The organism is Arthrobacter sp. 35W (genome assembly GCF_000482545.1).
In the GTDB taxonomy this organism is placed as follows: domain Bacteria; phylum Actinomycetota; class Actinomycetes; order Actinomycetales; family Micrococcaceae; genus Specibacter.
The window spans coordinates 259414-277543 of sequence record NZ_KI519455.1 but is presented as its reverse complement, the minus strand read 5'-3'; the positions used below and the strand labels follow the sequence as shown (position 1 = coordinate 277543).

Annotated in this window: 18 protein-coding genes and 1 tRNA gene; 14 read left to right on the top strand and 5 right to left on the bottom strand. The window is 67.7% G+C overall.

Going from position 1 to position 18130, the window contains the following annotated elements:
• Positions 1-171 precede the first annotated feature (171 nt).
• From K254_RS0113435 to K254_RS23235, 3 genes are all read left to right on the top strand, one after another.
• Positions 172-771, top strand: coding sequence for an FABP family protein (locus K254_RS0113435; protein ID WP_026555800.1), 600 nt, complete (start codon positions 172-174; stop codon positions 769-771).
• A gap of 89 nt (positions 772-860) precedes the next feature.
• Positions 861-1958 carry a CAF17-like 4Fe-4S cluster assembly/insertion protein YgfZ gene (gene ygfZ, locus K254_RS0113430; protein WP_026555799.1) on the top strand — a complete coding sequence of 366 codons (1098 nt, stop codon included), beginning with the start codon at positions 861-863 and terminating at the stop codon, positions 1956-1958.
• Between the two features lie 61 nt (positions 1959-2019).
• Complete coding sequence (locus K254_RS23235) at positions 2020-3546, top strand: DHA2 family efflux MFS transporter permease subunit (protein ID WP_081710135.1); 1527 nt, start codon at positions 2020-2022, stop codon at positions 3544-3546.
• Here the strand turns inward: K254_RS23235 and K254_RS0113420 are convergent.
• From K254_RS0113420 to K254_RS23225, 4 genes are all read right to left on the bottom strand, one after another.
• Positions 3506-4204 (bottom strand): GNAT family N-acetyltransferase, encoded by a 699-nt coding sequence (locus tag K254_RS0113420; RefSeq protein WP_026555798.1) that lies wholly within the window; start codon positions 4202-4204, stop codon positions 3506-3508. The two genes, K254_RS23235 and K254_RS0113420, sit on opposite strands and share 41 nt — an antisense overlap.
• A gap of 199 nt (positions 4205-4403) precedes the next feature.
• Positions 4404-5429, bottom strand: coding sequence for a 6-phosphofructokinase (locus tag K254_RS0113415; RefSeq protein ID WP_026555797.1), 1026 nt, complete (start codon positions 5427-5429; stop codon positions 4404-4406).
• A 181-nt stretch (positions 5430-5610) separates the two neighbouring features.
• Positions 5611-5916, bottom strand: coding sequence for a hypothetical protein (locus K254_RS23230; protein ID WP_035750187.1), 306 nt, complete (start codon positions 5914-5916; stop codon positions 5611-5613).
• Positions 5917-5924: 8 nt separating this feature from the next.
• Positions 5925-7469: a PspC domain-containing protein gene (locus K254_RS23225; protein WP_051389220.1), complete on the bottom strand. Its 1545-nt coding sequence runs from the start codon at positions 7467-7469 to the stop codon at positions 5925-5927.
• A 113-nt stretch (positions 7470-7582) separates the two neighbouring features.
• On the opposite strand from K254_RS23225, the gene K254_RS23220 reads away from it, so the two are divergent.
• The gene (locus tag K254_RS23220; RefSeq protein ID WP_051389219.1) at positions 7583-9010 is read left to right on the top strand and encodes an ATP-binding protein; all 1428 of its coding nucleotides are present in this window, start codon (positions 7583-7585) and stop codon (positions 9008-9010) included.
• Positions 9003-9677 (top strand): LuxR C-terminal-related transcriptional regulator, encoded by a 675-nt coding sequence (locus tag K254_RS0113395; RefSeq protein WP_026555796.1) that lies wholly within the window; start codon positions 9003-9005, stop codon positions 9675-9677. The genes K254_RS23220 and K254_RS0113395 overlap by 8 nt, the downstream gene beginning before the upstream one ends.
• A 184-nt stretch (positions 9678-9861) precedes the next feature.
• Here the strand turns inward: K254_RS0113395 and K254_RS0113390 are convergent, their stop codons facing one another.
• On the bottom strand, positions 9862-11097 hold the full coding sequence (locus tag K254_RS0113390; protein WP_051389218.1) for a pyridoxal phosphate-dependent aminotransferase: 1236 nt from the start codon (positions 11095-11097) through the stop codon (positions 9862-9864).
• A 242-nt stretch (positions 11098-11339) separates the two neighbouring features.
• Between K254_RS0113390 and K254_RS0113385 the strand changes: the two genes are divergently transcribed.
• The 9 genes from K254_RS0113385 to rplJ all read left to right on the top strand — a co-directional run bounded on the left by K254_RS0113385 (position 11340) and on the right by rplJ (position 18058).
• Positions 11340-11412 (top strand) — tRNA-Trp (locus K254_RS0113385).
• A 171-nt stretch (positions 11413-11583) separates the two neighbouring features.
• Positions 11584-11862, top strand: coding sequence for a preprotein translocase subunit SecE (gene secE, locus K254_RS0113380; protein ID WP_026555794.1), 279 nt, complete (start codon positions 11584-11586; stop codon positions 11860-11862).
• Positions 11863-11950: 88 nt separating this feature from the next.
• On the top strand, positions 11951-12805 hold the full coding sequence (gene nusG / locus K254_RS0113375) for a transcription termination/antitermination protein NusG (RefSeq protein ID WP_026555793.1): 855 nt from the start codon (positions 11951-11953) through the stop codon (positions 12803-12805).
• Between the two features lie 128 nt (positions 12806-12933).
• Positions 12934-13365 carry a 50S ribosomal protein L11 gene (gene rplK, locus K254_RS0113370; RefSeq protein ID WP_026555792.1) on the top strand — a complete coding sequence of 144 codons (432 nt, stop codon included), beginning with the start codon at positions 12934-12936 and terminating at the stop codon, positions 13363-13365.
• 160 nt (positions 13366-13525) lie between these two features.
• On the top strand, positions 13526-14233 hold the full coding sequence (rplA, locus tag K254_RS0113365; protein ID WP_026555791.1) for a 50S ribosomal protein L1: 708 nt from the start codon (positions 13526-13528) through the stop codon (positions 14231-14233).
• 112 nt (positions 14234-14345) lie between these two features.
• On the top strand, positions 14346-14885 hold the full coding sequence (locus K254_RS0113360; RefSeq protein WP_026555790.1) for a GNAT family N-acetyltransferase: 540 nt from the start codon (positions 14346-14348) through the stop codon (positions 14883-14885).
• 9 nt (positions 14886-14894) lie between these two features.
• Entirely contained in the window at positions 14895-16019 is a 1125-nt protein-coding gene (locus K254_RS23215; protein WP_196810965.1) for a GNAT family N-acetyltransferase, read from the top strand.
• A complete protein-coding gene (locus K254_RS0113350) occupies positions 16016-17107 on the top strand; it encodes a GNAT family N-acetyltransferase (protein ID WP_026555789.1) in 1092 nt (363 codons plus the stop codon). Before K254_RS23215 ends, K254_RS0113350 begins: the two co-directional genes overlap by 4 nt.
• Positions 17108-17464: 357 nt before the next feature.
• Positions 17465-18058 (top strand): 50S ribosomal protein L10, encoded by a 594-nt coding sequence (gene rplJ, locus K254_RS0113345; protein WP_026555788.1) that lies wholly within the window; start codon positions 17465-17467, stop codon positions 18056-18058.
• The last annotated feature ends 72 nt before the right edge of the window (positions 18059-18130 follow it).

Here is an 18130-nt window from a genome sequence, read left to right as displayed (position 1 = left end):
AGGATGGCGGCATGTCTGTACTTGGGTTGGAAATCTTCTTCATCTGCCTGCTGGTTGTTGCCAGCGTCGCCATGGCCTGGTTTGCCGGTCTGGTTGTCTGGCGCCTGTTCAAGGGCCAGAAGTAAGCGCTCACCCCGCGCATCGTCCCGTTACAACGTGTGAGGTTCCGTCATGCCCATTGAAATCCCCACGGATCTGACGCCCGAATTGGTGCCCCTGTCCTGGCTGCTGGGCAGCTGGCGCGGCAAGGGCCGCCTTGGCTCCGGCGAGGCGGAGGACGAGCACTTCGAGCAGCTTGTCACCTTCACCACCAATGGCCAGCCGTTCCTGCACTACACGGCCGAGAGCTGGTTGACGGACGATGAGGGCACAGTGCTGCGCCCGCTGTCGATCGAAACCGGCTTCTGGGCGCTGGACCGCAAGCTCAACGACGCCGACGGCGGCCCCGGGCTGATTCCGGCCGGCATCGTCCCCGCACTGACGACCGCCGACGACGTCGAGAAGCTGCGCAATGCCGACGGCGGCTTCGACATTACGGCCACCATCGTGCACCCCGGCGGCATCGCCGAGCTGTACTACGGCCAGATCAAGGGCCCGCAGATCCAGCTGGCCACCGACGCCGTCATGCGCGGCGCCGGATCCAAGGACTACTCGGCCGCCACGCGCATCTTCGGGCTGGTCAACGGCGATCTGTACTGGCGCTGGGATGTCGCAGCCAACGGCAAGGAACTTGAGGCGCACGCCTCCGCCGCACTGGCCAAGCAGCCCTAGGTTTTCCCGGCCGGTGTCCGGCCGCCCCGCTACCGCCCACGCAGTACCGGTGTGGGAATACCCACCCCGGAATGGATGTTGGCAACGCTATGACCTACAAGAGCCCTCTGTTGCAGCGCCATGGCGCCGTCGAGGCCGGTGGCCTGGATGCCGGCGTCGCCGCGCACTACTCCGACCCCATCCGCGAGCAGCGTCTGCTGGCGGGGGTGCACGGAGCCGCAGCCACCGCCGTCGTCGACCTCTCCCACCGCGGCGTGGTGACGGTGTCCGGCCCCGACCGGCTCAGCTGGCTCAACACCCTCTCCTCCCAGCAGCTGACGAATCTGGCGCCCGGCGTCGGCACCGAGCTGCTGCTGCTCACCATCCAGGGCCGGATCGAGTACGACGCCCGGGTGCTGGATGACGGCGAAACCACCTGGCTGATCGTCGAGAACGACGAGGCCGCACCCCTCGCCGCCTGGCTCACCTCCATGAAGTTCATGCTGCGCGTGGAGGTCGCGGACGTCTCCGCCGGCTTTGCCGTCCTCGGCAGCACCCACGAAGTGCCCGAATGGGATGCCCTGCTGCGCTGGCGGGATCCGTGGCCCGAGGTCGCAGTCGGCGGCTACAGCTACGCCGTCGTCCCCGAAGACGGACACCCGGGGCGGGAGCGGAGCTGGTTTGAATACCTGGTGCCCGCCGCCGAGCTTGAGGCCACCGTGGGTGAGCGCCCCCTGGCCGGCGTCTGGGCCGCTGAGGCGCTGCGCATTGCCGCCTGGCGCCCCCGCCGCGGCGCCGAGACCGACGAAAAGACCATTCCACACGAGCTGGACCTGCTGCGCACCGCCGTGCACCTGTCCAAGGGCTGCTACAAGGGCCAGGAAACCGTCGCCCGCGTGCACAATCTGGGCCATCCGCCGCGCCGGCTGGTGTTCCTGCAGCTGGACGGCTCGCAGCACACCTTGCCGGCCCCCGGCAGCGCCGTGTCGGTTGGCGGGCGTACGGTGGGCACCGTGACCTCCGTGGCCCAGCACTACGAGATGGGCCCCATCGCCTTGGCGGTCGTCAAGCGCACTGTGGACCCCGAGGCGGAGCTGACGGTCGAGGACGATGGCGAGCAGTACGCTGCCGCCCAGGAGGTCATCGTGGCCCCCGACGCCGGCCAGGTGGTCGGCCGCGCCACCGGATTCCTGCGCGCACCGCGCTAGCGGCTTTGCACATGGTTTTCCAGGATTTCCACAGGTAGTCCGCACCGGAAAAAGGAACAGCATGGAACATGTCGCAAAACCGTGGCCCGCACTGTGGTCGTTGGTGGTCGGGTTCTTCATGATCCTGATCGACACAACCATCGTGTCGGTGGCCAATCCGAAGATCATGGAAGGCCTCCGGACGGACATCAACGCCGTCATCTGGGTGACCAGCGCCTATCTGCTGGCCTATGCCGTGCCGCTGCTGGTCACAGGCCGGCTGGGGGACAGGTTCGGCCCCAAACGGATCTACTTGATCGGGCTGGTTGTCTTCACCCTGGCATCGCTGTGGTGCGGGCTCTCGGCAGATGTCGGCATGCTGATCGCCGCCCGTGCCGTCCAGGGCTTTGGCGCGGCGTTGATGACACCGCAGACCATGGCCGTGATCACCCGCGTCTTCCCGCCGGACAAGCGCGGCCCCGCGATGGGGCTGTGGGGTGCGACGGCGGGCGTGGCCATGCTGGTGGGCCCGATCCTGGGCGGCGTGCTGGTTGATTCGCTGGGCTGGGAATGGATCTTCTTCGTCAACGTTCCGGTGGGCATCGTCGGGTTCGTGCTGGCCTGGCGGCTGGTCCCCACCCTGAGCGTCCATTCGCACACATTCGACATCCCCGGCGTCCTGCTCAGCGCGGCGGGCATGTTCCTGCTCGTCTTCGGCATCCAGGAGGGCGCCACCTACGATTGGGGCACCATCACCGGACCCGTCACCGTGTGGGGCCTGATCATCGCCGGCATCGTGGTGCTGGGGCTCTTCGTCCTCTGGCAGGCCCTGAACAAGGGTGAGCCGCTGCTGCCACTGCACCTGTTCCGCGACCGCAACTTTTCCCTGGCCAACACCGCCATCACCACCGTCGGTTTCACCATGACGGCGATGGCCCTGCCGCTCGTTTTCTACTACCAGCTGGTGCGCGGCCTGACCCCCACACAATCGGCCCTGATGCTGGTGCCGATGGCGGTGCTGGCCGGTGTGCTGGCACCCGTGGTGGGCAAGCTGGTGGACCGGGTGAACCCGCGCTACATCGCCACCACCGGGCTGCTGCTGATGGCCGTGGCGCTGGCCTGGAACGCCCTGCTGATGACCCCTGACATGTCCATCTGGATGTTCCTGCTGCCCAGCGCCCTCACCGGCATCGCCTCCTCCGGGATCTGGGCGCCGCTGGCCACCACCGCCACCCGGAACCTGTCCCCCCGCGAGGCCGGGGCCGGCGCCGGCGTCTACAACACCACCCGGCTCATCGGCTCGGTGCTGGGCTCCGCCGCCATTGCCGCGCTGATCCAGTCGCGTCTGGCGGCGGAGCTGCCCGCTGCCGCAGCGGGCAGCTCCGGCATGGAGTTCGCCGGCACGCTTCCGCCGGCCCTGCACGCCGGGTTCTCCACGGCCATGGGCCAATCCATCCTGCTGCCGGCGGCGGTGGTGCTGCTCGGAGCGGCGGCGGCGGTGTTCTTCGCCAAGCCACGCCCCGTGGAACAGGCTGCAGAAGTCTCGGTGGCACAGCCCGGCGGGGAGCTCAGCCCAGACGCACCGACGTCTGCGTCCCGGCCCAGCTGAGGCTCAGCGCGCGGGCCAGGGAATTGGCCGCGATGTTGGAGATGTCCGAGCGCCATTGAAGCACCAGCCCGGAGGCCAGCGCCTCATGGGCGGCGATGGACGCCGCCAGCAGGCCCAGCCCCTGGCGCCGGTAGTCCGGAGCCACCAGTACGCCGAGCGAGCCCAGAAACCCCTGCCATTCGGTGTACGCGCCGCAGGCCACTGGCTCGTCCTCGACCATCACCGTGAACTTGTGCTCCAGCTGGGCCAGGTGCACCTCGTTGGCATCATCGGGGGGACAGCGGGATTCCAGCAGCACGGCCTCGGGGTTTCCGTGGCTGACGGTGATCTCCGCAGCGGGCTGGAGCAGCGGAAGATCGTCTGCAACATAGAGCGACGCCGTGCCGAGCCCCGTTCCACCCAGGCCGCGGGTGAGGGCCAGCAGCGTGGCGTGGTCCGCCAGATCGTCGTCGGCCACGTCCGCGGCGGCCGCCAGCACCTCCGCCGGACCCGCCAGCACCGGTTGTCCCCAGAGCCGCAGGAACGTTACGGAGCGTGCGCCGTCGACGGCGTGCACCAGCCGGGTGCCCCCGGCGGCAGCCAGGGCGCCGTCGGCCAGGCCCAACCGCCGTTCCCAGGCAAGGTGGACGATGGCGGTGCTGCGCGGATCAAAGCTCATGCAGACAACGCTACCGCCGTTCGGGGATCCCCGAAGGGGACGCCCAAACAGCGGCAGCGTTGAAGATGACCCTGGAGCGATTGTCCGGGCCGGTGGGAGCGACGGGTGGGCCCACAGCCGCGAGGGACCCGCGGCGAGCTTGTGGGCTGTGGGAGCGACTGGGGACTTGCGGTCGGACGGGCCGGCAAGTGAGGCCGGGTCAGCCGAAGAGGATGGCGGCCTCGTCGTAGCGGTGCTGGGGGACGGTCTTCAGGTTGCCCAGGGCCTCTTCGAAGGGGACGTGTTCGATCTCGGTGCCGTTCAGGGACACCATGGTGCCCCAGCGCTGTTCCACGACGGAGTCGATGGCGGCCATGCCCAGGCGGGTGGCCAGGACGCGGTCGAAGGCGCTGGGCACGCCGCCGCGCTGGATGTGGCCCAGCACCGTGGCGCGGGTTTCGATGCCGGTCATGGCCTCGATCTGCGGGGCGAGCTGTTCGCCGATGCCGCCCAGGCGGGGGCGGCCGAAGGCGTCCAGGCCGCGTTCGGAGTGCGGGGAGTCCTGGTGGTCCGGGACGAAGCCCTCGGCCACGACGACCAGGGGTGCGCGGCCGCGTTCGTGGGCCTCGTTGACCCAGGTGGCGATCTGTTCCAGGGAGGTGGCCTGTTCGGGGATCAGGATGGCGTGGGCGCCGGTGGCCATGCCGGCGTGCAGGGCGATCCAGCCGACGTGGCGGCCCATGACCTCGGCGACCATGCAGCGGTGGTGGGATTCGCCGGTGGTGCGCAGGCGGTCGATGGCCTCGGTGGCGATCTGCACGGCGGTGTCGAAGCCGAAGGTGTAGTCGGTGGCGTCCAGGTCGTTGTCCACGGTTTTGGGCACGCCGACGATGTTCAGGCCGGCGTCGGTGAGGCGGCGTGCGGCGGCCAGGGTGCCTTCGCCGCCGATGGCGATGATGGCGTCGATGCCGAGGCGGTCCATGTGGGCCTTGATGACTTCGGGGCCGCCGTTGCCTTCGAAGGGGTTGGTGCGGGAGGTGCCCAGGATGGTGCCGCCCTGTTTGGAGATGCCGCGGACGCTTTGGCGGGGCAGGTCCATGATGTCGCCCTCGACAACGCCGCGCCAGCCGTCGCGGAATCCGACGAATTCCTGGCCGTAGACCTTGATGCCCTTCAAGACGGCGCCGCGGATGACGGCGTTGAGTCCGGGGCAGTCGCCGCCGCTGGTGAGAATTCCAATCTTCATGGCAAATGGGTCCTTTGGGATGTGTAGTCAGATGAATGTCATGGCCAGAGCACCCCATTGAGCTCCCCTAGTGATTTTAGACCCTCATGTGACGGGGGCAACCCGTGCCCGTTTGGTGGACACGTGCTGCCCCCGTCGGGGATGCCGCCCGCGGCAGCCAGTCGGCCGGCGGCAGGGCTGTCTACTTCTTTCGGCGGGCCAGGCTGGCGGCGCCGCCCACCACCATGGCCACTCCGGCGCCCAGCAGCAGCCAGATCAGGATCTGGCCCAGGTCCAGGACCAGTCCGGCCTGCCGGGCGACGATGGTCAGTACGGCGAGTGCGGCCAGCACGAGTCCCCAGACCATGGTCCCGACCAGGGGCGACGGGGACTCGGGCTCTGCGGCGGTCTTGGTGAATCCAGCGTCGTCGAACGTGCTGGTGTCAAGGCGGGCGGTGTCGTTCTCATGCTCCGGGAACGGGGCATCGGAGGCTGGTTGGTTGGTCATGGCGTCCTTCACTTCTGGGTGGTGGCGATGTTGATGGACCCGGCGGCGCCGCGCAATTGCAGCACCAGCGCCGGCCCCTTGGCCTCCGGGTTCAGGGTGGTGGTGCTGCCCGTGCCCACGGCCACGCCGTTGCTGCGTTCGCCGTCGTACGAGATGGAGACGGCGGCGACTTCGCTCTGGACGACAACGGGGATGTTCGACGGGATCGTGATCTCCACCTCGGCGGCGGCGAAGTTGACAGGAACCACCGTGCGCTCCGGCAGCGGGGCGGAATCGCCCAGTGCAGAGAGGTCCAGGGAGCCCTGGCCCATGGCGATGGAGAAACCGTCACCGGCGGCGGAGATGGACGACGGCGCCCAGTTCTGGCTCCGGGCCAGCGACCACGAGCCGGCCGTGGGGACCACGCTCAGGGCGATCGCCACCAGCAGGGCCATCAGGGACAGGAACCCCGGCAGACCGGAGGTCCGACCCCGCAGGCCGGCGACCACCACGGCCAGGCCAAGCACCGCCGCCGCAGTGGCAAAGGCGGTGGCAACCGCGTAGCCGCCCAGAGCGATCAGCCCCGCGGAGTCCAGCAGCAGCACGCCCGCGCCGGCCAGGATGGCCAGCCCCAGGGAAAGGGCGACGGCGCCGGCCCCCCAGCGCGGGTGGCGCCGCGGTGCCAACGGGCCGTTGGGGCCAAGGGCGCCGTTCGGACCCAGCGGGCCCTCAGGGCCGAGGGTGCGCTGGGACCAGTCGTTGATGCCGTGGCCCACGCGTTCGGCGGTGGCGGTGAAGGACGATGTTCCATTCCAGGGACCCTGCCCGGAAGCCGGCGGCATGGGAGGTGCCGTGGGCGGCGCCTGCGGGGGCATGGTGCCCTGTGCGCCGGCGGACCACGCCGTGTACGGGGGTGCCGGGGGCGGCGGGGCGCCCATGGAGGCTCCCATCGGCCGGCCCGGACCGGTGGCGGCTCCGTTGCGGTTCTTGTCCCGGTTGACGGCCCAGACGATGATGCCGACGATGCCAGCGATCCAGAACAGCGGCCACGGGAACCAGCCGTCGTTGCCGCCAAACACCAGTCCGCGCCCCGGACCCAGCAGGCCCAGTGCGGTGAACACCACAGCACCGGTCATGCCGGTGCTCCAGCGCCCGCGCAGGGCCTCCTCGGCGTGGATGCGTCCGTCCGGTTCCGGCAGCAGCGCCCAGGCCAGTCCGTACGCCAGCACTCCGACGCCGAAGAAGAGCGAGAGCAGCACAATCAGGCCGCGCACAATGACGGGGTCGATGCCCCAGCGCTCTGCCAGGCCGCTCGCCACGCCGCCGATCCAGCGCTCGGAGCCGCGGCGCACGCCCAGCCCGCGCAGCCAGCCGAAGAAGCCGGCGCCCACGGCAGCGGCGGGTGCCGGGGCCGGGCCACCCGCATATCCATATCCACCGGGCGCTCCTGCGGCGGGGGCCCCGCCCTGGCGGCCGGGAGCGGGCGGTGCCTGCCCAACGCCGGGTTCGGTGCCGCCGTCGTGCGTGTTCCTGGGTTCCTGCGGCCGCTGGGGGCCGCCCTCATTGATGTCCATGACTCCATCCTGTCCGTGCCCGCCGCCGGGCGGAATCCGGGGTCACCCTGAAACAACCCTGATCAAACCCCTGAAGCGGCCCGGGGGAGTCCCGCACGTGTTTGGATGGATTCATGGCCGCCAGACTCTACCGTTCCAGTGACCGCATCATCGCAGGTGTCTGCGCCGGCCTGGCCGAGCACCTGGGGTGGAATGTGGGGCTCGTGCGCGCCATCATGGTGGCCTCAAGCTTCTTCTTTGGCGCCGGCATCTTCCTCTATGCCTGGTTCTGGGTGCTGGTCCCCGTCGCGGGCGAGTCACCGCTCGGCGGCGCCGGAACCCCGTCAGCAGCCGCCGATGCGCCCTCGGAGCGGCGGCTCAAACTCTTCCGCCCCGCCGCTGCCGATGGCTCCGGGGGCCCTCTGCCGGGCGCCGCCGGCGGGGGTTCCGGCACCGGCTTGGGTGATGCCTTCGGCACGGGTGCCGCCTTCGGCCCGGGCGGACCGCTGGCCGGACGGGGTGGGCGCCGGGTGGCGCTTGGCGTGCGGGAACTGCTCGCCGGGGCCGCGCTGCTGGTGGCAGCCAGCCTGCTGCTGGGCAACCAGTTCGGCCTGGACCTTCCACTGGGCACCATCATCCCCCTAGCCGTCATCGGCACCGGGGCGGTGCTGGCCTGGATGCAATTGGACGAGACCCGCCGTGCCGGGCTGCTGAATGTTGCCGGGGCCGACAAGCCCTGGGGCGTGCTGCGCTTCATTGCCGGCATCGCCCTGGTGGTCGTGGGCGTACTGATCATTGTGGCCGGCTCCGGATCGTGGGAGCTGCTGGCCCCGGCCATGCTCGCCTCCCTCGGCGTGCTGGCCGGCGTCGGGCTGGTCCTGGCACCCTGGGCGCTGAAATTCTGGCGCGACCTCCAGCAGGAGCGCGCCGGGCGCATCCGCGAGGCCGAGCGGGCCGAGATCGGCGCCCATCTGCACGATTCGGTGCTGCAGACGCTGGCCCTGATCCAAAAGCGCGCCGGATCTCCGCAGGATGTCACCCGGCTGGCCAGGGCACAGGAACGCGAACTGCGGGAGTGGATCTACCAGGACGCCGCCCGCTCGCCCGGGACGCTGGCCACTGCCGTGAAGGACGTCTGCGCCGAACTCGAGGACCTCCACGGGACGGCCGTGGAGGTGGTCGCCGTGGGCGACGCCGTGCTGACCGAACGCTCGCAGCCGCTCGTCCAGGCCACGAGGGAGGCCGTCTTGAATGCCGTCCGGCACGCCGGCACCCCCGTGTCCGTCTACCTGGAAGCGCGCGCGGATGCCGTCGAGGTCTTCATCAAGGACCGCGGTCCTGGGTTCGACACCGCCGCCATTGCTCCGGACCGGCTGGGCATTAGGGAATCGGTGGTGGGCCGGATGGCCCGCATTGGCGGCAGCGCCGACATCGTCAGCTCCGCCAGCGGCACGGAGGTCCGGCTCAAACTGCCCGCAGACAGGAACGGCCCCGAGAAGACCGGCCCAGAGAAGGCCAACACAGAGAAGGCCAACACCGAAGGAACTCCACAGCATGACTGAGCAGCCCACCCCCGCCGGCGCCACACCTCCGATCCGGATCGTGGTGGTGGATGACCACGCCATCTTCCGCTCCGGCCTGAAGGCGGATCTGGGCGCCGGCATCGACGTTCTGGGGGAGGCCGGGACGGTGGAGGAGGCCATCGCGGCCGTCACGGCCCTGCGGCCCGACGTCGTCCTGTTGGATGTCCACCTGCCCGGCGGCCGGGGCGGCGGCGGGCGCGAGGTCATCGCTGGCTGTGCGGCGCTGCTGGCCAGCACCAGATTCCTGGCTCTGAGCGTCTCCGATGCCGCCGAGGACGTGGTGTCGGTGATCCGGGCCGGCGCCCGCGGCTATGTCACCAAGTCGATCTCGGGCGAGGGCATCACCGACGCGATCCGCCGCGTGGCCGGGGGCGACGCCGTCTTCTCACCCAGGCTGGCCGGCTTTGTGCTCGACGCCTTTGGCACAGCCGAGGTTGCGGTGGAGGACGAGTTGGACAGGCTGTCGGCCCGCGAGCTGGAGGTGATGCGCCTGATTGCGCGCGGCTACAGCTACAAGGAGGTGGCCAAGGAGCTGTTCATCTCGGTGAAAACCGTGGAAACGCATGTCTCGGCGGTGCTGCGCAAGCTGCAGCTCTCCTCCCGGCACGAGCTCACCCGCTGGGCCGCCGACCGCCGCCTCCTCTAAAACCAACTGTGCGACAGAAGATGCTGCCATGAACGATCATGGCAGCATCTTCTGTCGCACAGTTTCCGGGCCCACGGCCGCCGGGTTCCCTGGCCGAGCGTGCGAGGCCGAGGGGGCGGTTGGGTGGGCCCACGGCCGCGGGGTTCCCTGGCCGAGCGTGCGAGGCCGAGGGGGCGGTTGGGGACTACTTGGCGGTGCCCAGGAACTCCTGCAGTCGGCCCACGCCCTCGGCCAGATCCTCATCGCCCAGGGCGTAGGAGAGGCGGATGTAGCCGCTGGGGCCAAAGGCCTCGCCCGGCACCACTGCCACCTCAACCTTGTCCAGGATCAGCGCAGCCAGCTCGGCGGAGGTGGCCGGGCGGATGCCGCCCAGTTCCTTGCCGAGGAGGCCGCGGACGTCTGCGTAGGCGTAGAACGCACCGTGCGGGGTGGGGCAGTTGATGCCTTCGATGGCGTTCAGCCCAGCCACCATGGCCTTGCGGCGCCGGTCGAAGGCCACCTTCATCTCATCCACGGCCGTCAGCGGACCGGCGACGGCGGCCAGGGCGGCCATCTGGGAGATGTTGGAAACGTTCGACGTCGCGTGCGACTGCAGGTTGGTGGCGGCCTTGACGACGTCGGCCGGGCCCACCATCCATCCCACGCGCCAGCCGGTCATGGCGTAGGTCTTGGCGACACCGTTGAGGATGACGACGCGGTCGCCCAGCTCGGGGGCGGCGGTGGCGATCGAGGTGAACGGCACGCCGTCGTAGGTCAGGTGCTCGTAGATCTCATCCGTGATGACCCACAGGCCCTTGGATGCGGCCCACTGGCCGATCTCCTTGGTCTGCTCCGGCGAGTAGACGGCGCCGGTCGGGTTGGACGGGGAGACGAACAGCAGCACCTTCGTGCGCGGCGTCAGGGCCGCCTCCAACTGCTCCACCGTGACAAGGTAGCCCTGCTCGGGGCCTGCGAAGACCTCCACCGGCACGCCGCCGGCCAGGCGGATGGCCTCCGGGTATGTTGTCCAGAAGGGGGTGGGCAGCAGTACCTCGTCGCCCGGATCCAGCAGCGTGGCGAATGCCTGGTAGACAGCCTGCTTGCCACCATTGGTGACTACCACCTGGGAGGCATCCACGGCGTAGCCCGAATCGCGCATGGTCTTGGCAGCGATGGCCGCCTTGAGCTCCGGCAGGCCGGCGGCGGGGGAGTAGCGGTGGAACTTGGGCTGGCGCGCAGCCTCGATGGCGGCCTCGACGATGTAGTCCGGGGTGGGGAAGTCCGGTTCGCCGGCGCCAAAGCCGATCACGGGACGCCCGGCGGCCTTGAGGGCCTTGGCCTTGGCATCGACAGCAAGGGTGGCGGACTCGGCAATGGCACCCACACGCGCGGACACGCGGGAGGCCGGGGCGGAATGGACAGCTGGCAGTTCGGCAGACATGAGCAATCTTTCGTGAGGGGTTCAGCCTGAAAAAAACAAGGTTGTCGCCCCCTATTTTAGGGGGCTGCGGCCGCCAGTTCGACGTAGCGCCCCGGATTGCGTAGACTGGTTCACCGGTGTTGATACCACCACGATGGTTTGCGCCATTGGACCGCATCGCATTCCCGCCGCATCGGCCGGGGTTCACAATGTGGGGTTTCGTCCAAAGTGTGCAAAAATAGTGGGGGTCGCATTGACTCCATAGGGTAGTGGCGCAATTGGTAGCGCAGCGGTCTCCAAAACCGCAGGTTGCAGGTTCGAGTCCTGTCTGCCCTGCGCATAGCCGAAAATGGTGGCCGGGTTCCATGTTTGCTTTCAGCAGGCAGGGAACCCGGCGGCCATTTCGGTGCAGCAGTCAACCAGCTTGAGAAGTTCCAGACGTGCGAATCAAACACGGTTCATTGTCCGAACCAGTGTCCAAGCCGAGAAAAGATTGAGGCAGGCATAGTGTCCGATACTGCTGCCAGCAGCTCCCAGGGCCGCCCCGCGAAGAAGAGCAACAAGCCTTCCAATGCCGGTTTCTTTGCTCGGATTGCCTTGTTCGTTCGTCAGGTCATCGGTGAGCTGAAGAAGGTTGTTACACCGACTCGCAAGGAACTGATCAACTACACCCTTGTGGTTCTGGTGTTTGTGATCATCATGATGGCGCTGGTGACCGTCTTGGATCTTGCCTTCGGCAAGAGCGTGCTGTGGGTGTTCGGCGGAGCCGGCAACCTGGAGCAGTAGGACGCTCAACAGTGCCGGCCCCGGGCGCAAGCAATTGCGTGGGGTCGGTTGAGCCATTTAAGTTCGGATTAGGAAAGCAGGAAATTACGTGTCTGAGCACGACGCTGAGCAGGAGCTCGAAGCAACCGAGAGTGTGCTGGACGAGGGCGCCGAGGTGGCCGAGGCCGCCGACGGTGCCGAATTTGTTGCGCCTGAGGACTCCGAGACGGACGTAGACGACGACTACTCCGATGAGGACGACGACGAGTCCGAGACGGATTCCGAGTCCGAGTCCGACGAGGATTCCGAGACCGAGCCGGCCGACGCCGAGGCCGAAGACGCTGCTGCGCCGGCCCCCGCCGTCGACCCCGCCGAAGAATTCAAGGCCAAGCTGCGCCGCCAGGAGGGTGACTGGTACGTCATCCACTCCTACGCCGGCTATGAAAACCGGGTCAAGGCCAACCTTGAGACCCGTGCCCAGTCCCTGAACATGGAAGATTACATCTTCGAGACCCAGGTGCCGATGGAGGAAGTCGTTGAGATCAAGAACGCTCAGCGCAAGATCGTCAACCGCGTCCGCATCCCCGGCTACGTGCTGGTCCGCATGGACCTGACGGATGCCTCCTGGGGCGTCGTCCGCCACACCCCCGGCGTCACCGGCTTCGTGGGCAACGCCCACAACCCCGTGCCGCTGCGCCTCGATGAGGTCTTCTCCATGCTGGCTCCGGTCTTCGAGGAAGAGCACGCCGCCGAGACAGGTGTGCCGCTGCGCCACAACCCGGCCGACGCCGAGATCGACTTCGAAGTTGGCGAGTCCGTCATCGTCAAGGAGGGTCCGTTCGAGACCCTGCCCGCCACGATCTCCGAGATCAAGCCGGAATCCCAGACCCTGGTGGTCCTGGTGTCGATCTTCGAGCGCGAGACCCCCGTTACCCTCGCATTCAACCAGGTCACCAAGATCTAGTTGACCCACGATTTCGCGTCGGCGCAGCCCGCTTAGCTGCTGCCGACGCGGTGGCCGGACGCCATCCGGCCAAAAATCCCACGGCGCGCTCCGTCGCCTGGGAAAGATATTGAGAGAAGGACCCTACATTGGCTCCCAAGAAAAAGGTCACCGGCCTTATCAAGCTGCAGATCCAGGCAGGCGCCGCCAACCCGGCACCGCCCATCGGTCCGGCGCTTGGTCAGCACGGCGTCAACATCATGGAATTCTGCAAGGCGTACAACGCTGCAACGGAATCCCAGCGCGGCAACGTCATCCCCGTGGAAATCACTGTCTACGAGGACCGTTCCTTCACGTTCATCACCAAGACCCCGCCGGCTGCAGAGCTCATCAAGAAGGCTGCAGGCGTTGCCAAGGGCTCGGCTACCCCGCACACCGTCAAGGTTGCGCAGCTGACCAAGGCACAGGTCACCGAGATCGCCACCCAGAAGCTGGTTGACCTCAACGCCACCAGCATCGAGGGCGCCGAGAAGATCATCGCCGGCACCGCCCGCTCCATGGGCATCACGGTCGAGGCCTAAATCCCCTCGCTGCTGGTTGAGCTTGTCGAAACCAGCAATCCGGTGGCCTGGCCAGTCCAGACCACCACACCAAGAACATCAATTGACGGCTTTGGGCCGTCGCAGTGGCAGGGCCCGCGCGGTCCACACGACCACAACTGCACAAGGAGAAACAAGCAGCATGGCAAAGCGCAGCAAAGCATATGAGGCAGCGGCCGCCAAGATCGACGCAGACAAGTTCTACGCGCCGTTCGAGGCCATCACCCTCGCCAAGGAGACCAACCCCTCCAAGTTCGACGCAACCGTTGAGGTTGCCTTCCGCCTGGGCGTAGACCCTCGCAAGGCTGACCAGATGGTCCGCGGTACGGTCAACCTGCCGCACGGTACCGGTAAGACCGCCCGCGTTCTGGTGTTCGCCACCGGTGAGCGCGCCGAGGCCGCCATCGCAGCCGGCGCCGACTTCGTTGGCTCCGACGACCTGATCGAAAAGATCCAGGGCGGCTGGACCGACTTCGACGCAGCCGTGGCTACGCCGGACCTCATGGGCAAGGTTGGCCGACTGGGCAAGGTCCTGGGCCCGCGCAACCTGATGCCGAACCCGAAGACCGGCACCGTCACCAACGACGTCGCCAAGGCTGTCATCGACATCAAGGGTGGAAAGATCGACTTCCGCGTCGACAAGCACTCCAACCTGCACTTCATCATTGGCAAGGTGTCCTTCGACGCCGTCAAGCTGGGCGAGAACTACGCCGCAGCTCTGGAAGAGGTGCTTCGCTTGAAGCCCTCCGCCGCCAAGGGTCGCTACCTGCAGAAGGCAACCGTCGCCACCACGTTCGGCCCCGGCATCGCCGTGGACCCGAACGTCACCAAGGTCATCATCGAGGCCTAGGAACGACAGTTCTGACGAAAGGGACCCGCACAGCATCTGCTGTGCGGGTCCCTTTTTTTGTAAGCTGGGGTTGTCCCGCGCCGGCGGGCGGCAGACACTGAGGAGGGCATTGATGGGCGCGACCATCCGGCAGGCGACGGTCCAGGACGCCGCGGCGTTGGCCGAGCTGGCAGCCATCACCTTCCCCTTGGCATGTCCGCCGTCAAGCGCTCCGGAGGACATTGCGGCATTCATTGACGCCAACCTCACCGAGGAGCACTTCGGCGGATATCTGGCGGATCCACAGCGGACAGTGCTGGTGGCCGACGACGACGGAAGCCTCGGAGGCTATGCGCTGCTGGTGTCCGCGCCGCCGGCGGACCCCCAGGTGGCCAAGGTGCTTGAAGCCGCGGCACAGCCGGTCATTGAATTGAGCAAGTGCTACGTCCACCCGGACCATCACGGTGCGGGGCTGGCCGCGGCGCTGATGGCCGCATCGGTGGCCCATGGCGCCCGCCTCGGGGCAGCATCCCTGTGGCTGGGCGTGAACGATGAGAATGCCCGGGCGATCCGCTTCTACCAAAAGAGCGGCTTTGTGCAGATGGGAACCAAGACATTCATGCTGGGGACGCGCCAGGAGCACGATTACGTGATGGTGCGCCCCACGGATTAGGTGGTGGTTGTGAGCAGCATCAGCATAGTTCAACTGGGGATACCGCAGTCCCTTCAAGCGCCCGGCGCCGGCCCCTTCGTTGCCGCCGCCGAGCTGGCCAATCTGGTGGAGCGGGACACCCAGGGCAGCGGCGACTTCGCCACCAGCCCGGCCGCCGCGCTGGCGAGGGCCCAACGCCAGGACTATGACGAGAAGCTGCTGCTGGCCGCGTACGACGGCGGAGAGCTGGTGGGGCGGGCCAGCCTCAACCTGCCGCTGGCGGACAACCTCCACCTGGCCGACCTGCACATCCAGGTCCATCCGGACCACCGCCGACGGGGTGCCGGCAGCGCCCTGCTGGCCCGGGCCACGGAACTGGCGCGGGAGCGCGGCCGAACCGTCCTGTGCGGCTGGAGCGACCACCTCGAGCAGCCTGGAACGGAGGCCGCGGGCAGGACACTGGTGGCCACCACCGGGGCCGGCAGCGTGTCCCTGGAGGCCGCGGCGGCCGGATTCGCTGTCGCCCACGGCTTCGTCCTGGAACAGGTGGACAAGATCAGCGTGCTGCACCTGGCGGCGCCCGGGCCTGGCCAGGCTGAGGATCCGGCAGTGGAGCCTCCGCTTGATTCCCGGGGCGGATTCGAGCTGCTGCTGTGGAATGGACGCTGTCCTGAGGCGGTGCTGGAGGCCTATGCCGATCTGCGCCGGCGGATGAGCACCGAGGTGCCGCTGGGCGGCTTGGACCTGCACGAGGAACGCTGGGACGGCGCCCGCGTCCGGGCCGAGGAGGATGAGGTTGCTGCCAAAGGGTCCTCCCTACTGGTTGCCGTCGCACGCGAGGCGGCAACGGGTGCCCTCGCCGGCCACACGGTGCTGGAGCACAGCCCGGATGTGCCGGCCGTGGCGTTCCAGAACGACACACTGGTGCTGCCCTCCTACAGGGGCCACGGACTGGGCCGGCGGATGAAGGATGCGAACCTTGCCGCGGCCGGGCGGGAATGGCCCACGGTGGAACGCATCTATACTTTCAACGCCGAGGAAAACGCGAACATGCTGGCGATCAACATTGCCATGGGCTTTGTCCGCGCCGGCGCTACTGCCACGTGGCAGAAGATACTGGCGGCACCGCAGGGTCCGCCGATGGGGGAGCCATGACGACCATTGAGATCGAGCAGCTGCACGTGCCGCAGTCCTTGGACGGGCCCGATGCGGCCGACCTCCATGCCGCCGTCGAAGTGTCCCGGCAGGTGCGCGTCAACACCTGGGGCAACGACGACCTCGCCTACACGGCCGCCGAGTTGCTGGCCACCTTCCAAGACCCCTACGAGTGGAACATCGTCCTGCTGGCCCGCGTCGAGGGGGAGATCGTGGGCCGGGCGGGCATCACGCTTCCGCTGGCCGATTCAACGGATCTGGCCCATGTCACCCTGGACATCCTGCCCAGCGCGCAGGGCCACGGTGTGGGACGGGAGCTGCTGGAGGCCGCCGAGCAGTTTGTGCTCGGCGAGAACCGCCGCGTGGTGCTGGTGGAAACCCACCACCCCGCCGTCACCCTGGACTCCCTCGACGGCGAGACTCTTCAGGCCAGCGGCGGAGTGGGTCATTTGCCATTGAGCAGCCGCGAGGCCCGGTTTGCCCACAGTGCCGGCTACCAGCTCCAGCAGGTGGAGCAGTTCAGCGCCCGCACCCTGCCGCTCCCCGAGCCGCTTGCCGAGTCCATGCGGGCCAGGGCCCTTGCCGCGCAGGGCGACCAGTACATCCTGCACCAGTGGGTGGACAGGTGCCCCGAGACGTGGCTGGCGGACATCGTCACGCTGGAATCCTCCGTGGCCGCCGTGGCGGGCGACGACGGGAGCTCGGATGATGCCTGGACCGAGGCGAGGATCCGCGAAAGCGAGGAGCTGGCGGCCGAGGGCGGACGCCATACACTCGTCAGCGCAGCCGAGGACAGCCTCACCGGCAAGCTCATCGGATTCACCTCCATCTCCGTGCTGGGCAACCGGGACGACGTCGCCTTCCAGGACGACACGGTGGTCCTCACCGAACACCGCGGCCGGGAGGTCGGCCTGCTGATCAAGGTTGCCAATCTCAGGCTTCTGGCCCAGTCTTTCCCCAGCGTGCGCACCGTCTACACCTGGAACGCCTCGGACAACACCTACATGCTGGGCGTCAATGCGATGCTGGGCTTCATCCCGGCCGGTGTCACCGGCCAGTGGCACAAGGACTTCAACTACGGACACTAGGTCCTTGCCGGCCCGGGAGGGCATCCGGCGGGCGGTCCGCCGTCGGGCCCGATTTGTCCCCGGGGGCCCGGATCGCGTAGTCTGGAAGGACCAAAGACCGTCGGTCGATGGAATTCCTCCCCCCAGCCAAGGTCGCAGCATGCGTCCATGAGCGGGGAAGCGGGCAGGCTTCCATCCGAAAGTCCTTCTCTGAAGGCGGCCGGCGCAGGTGAACGAAGCTTGACCATGTGGAAGGTCCGGAGCAATCCGGAACGCCATGGTCCAACGCCCCGGGCATCTGCGCGGGGCGTTTTTCTTTGTGCTGTGAAAACGGCAAGGACATGAAGCGACCGGCATTAATTTCCCGGAAGGAGTGTTATGGCAACGCCTAGCAAGGTGGCAGCAGTTGCAGAAATCACCAACGATTTCAAGGAATCCAACGCTGCAGTCCTAACCGAATACCGTGGGCTCACCGTTGCACAGCTCAAGCAGCTGCGTGTTTCTCTCGGCCAGGACACCAAGTTCTCGGTCGTCAAGAACACCCTGACCGCCATTGCGGCCAAGGAAGCTGGTGTTGGCGCATTCGAAGGTCAGCTCGCCGGCCCCACCGCAATCGCGTTCATCAAGGGTGACGCTGTTGCGGCAGCCAAGAGCCTGACGGATTTTGCAAAGGCCAACAAGCAGCTGGTCATCAAGACCGGTCTGTTCGAAGGCAAGGCCCTGGATGCGGCAGGGGTTGCAGCCCTGGCTGCCCTCGAGTCGCGCGAACTCCAGCTCGCCCGTGTCGCTGGCGTCCTGAAGGCTCCGATGGCCGCCGCTGCGCGCACCATCGAAGCCCTGCGCGCCAAGCTGGCCGAAGGCACCGAGGCTCCGGCCGAGGAAGCCGCTGCTGAAGAAGCTGCTGTTGAGGCTCCGGCCGAAGAGGCAGCTGCCGAAGCTCCCGCCGCTGAAGCTGAGACCACCGAGGCCTAAAACCTCACAGGGTTCACTCCCTGGTTACACCCTGAACTCCACCAGGACTTTAGGTTATAGACCCGGCCGCCA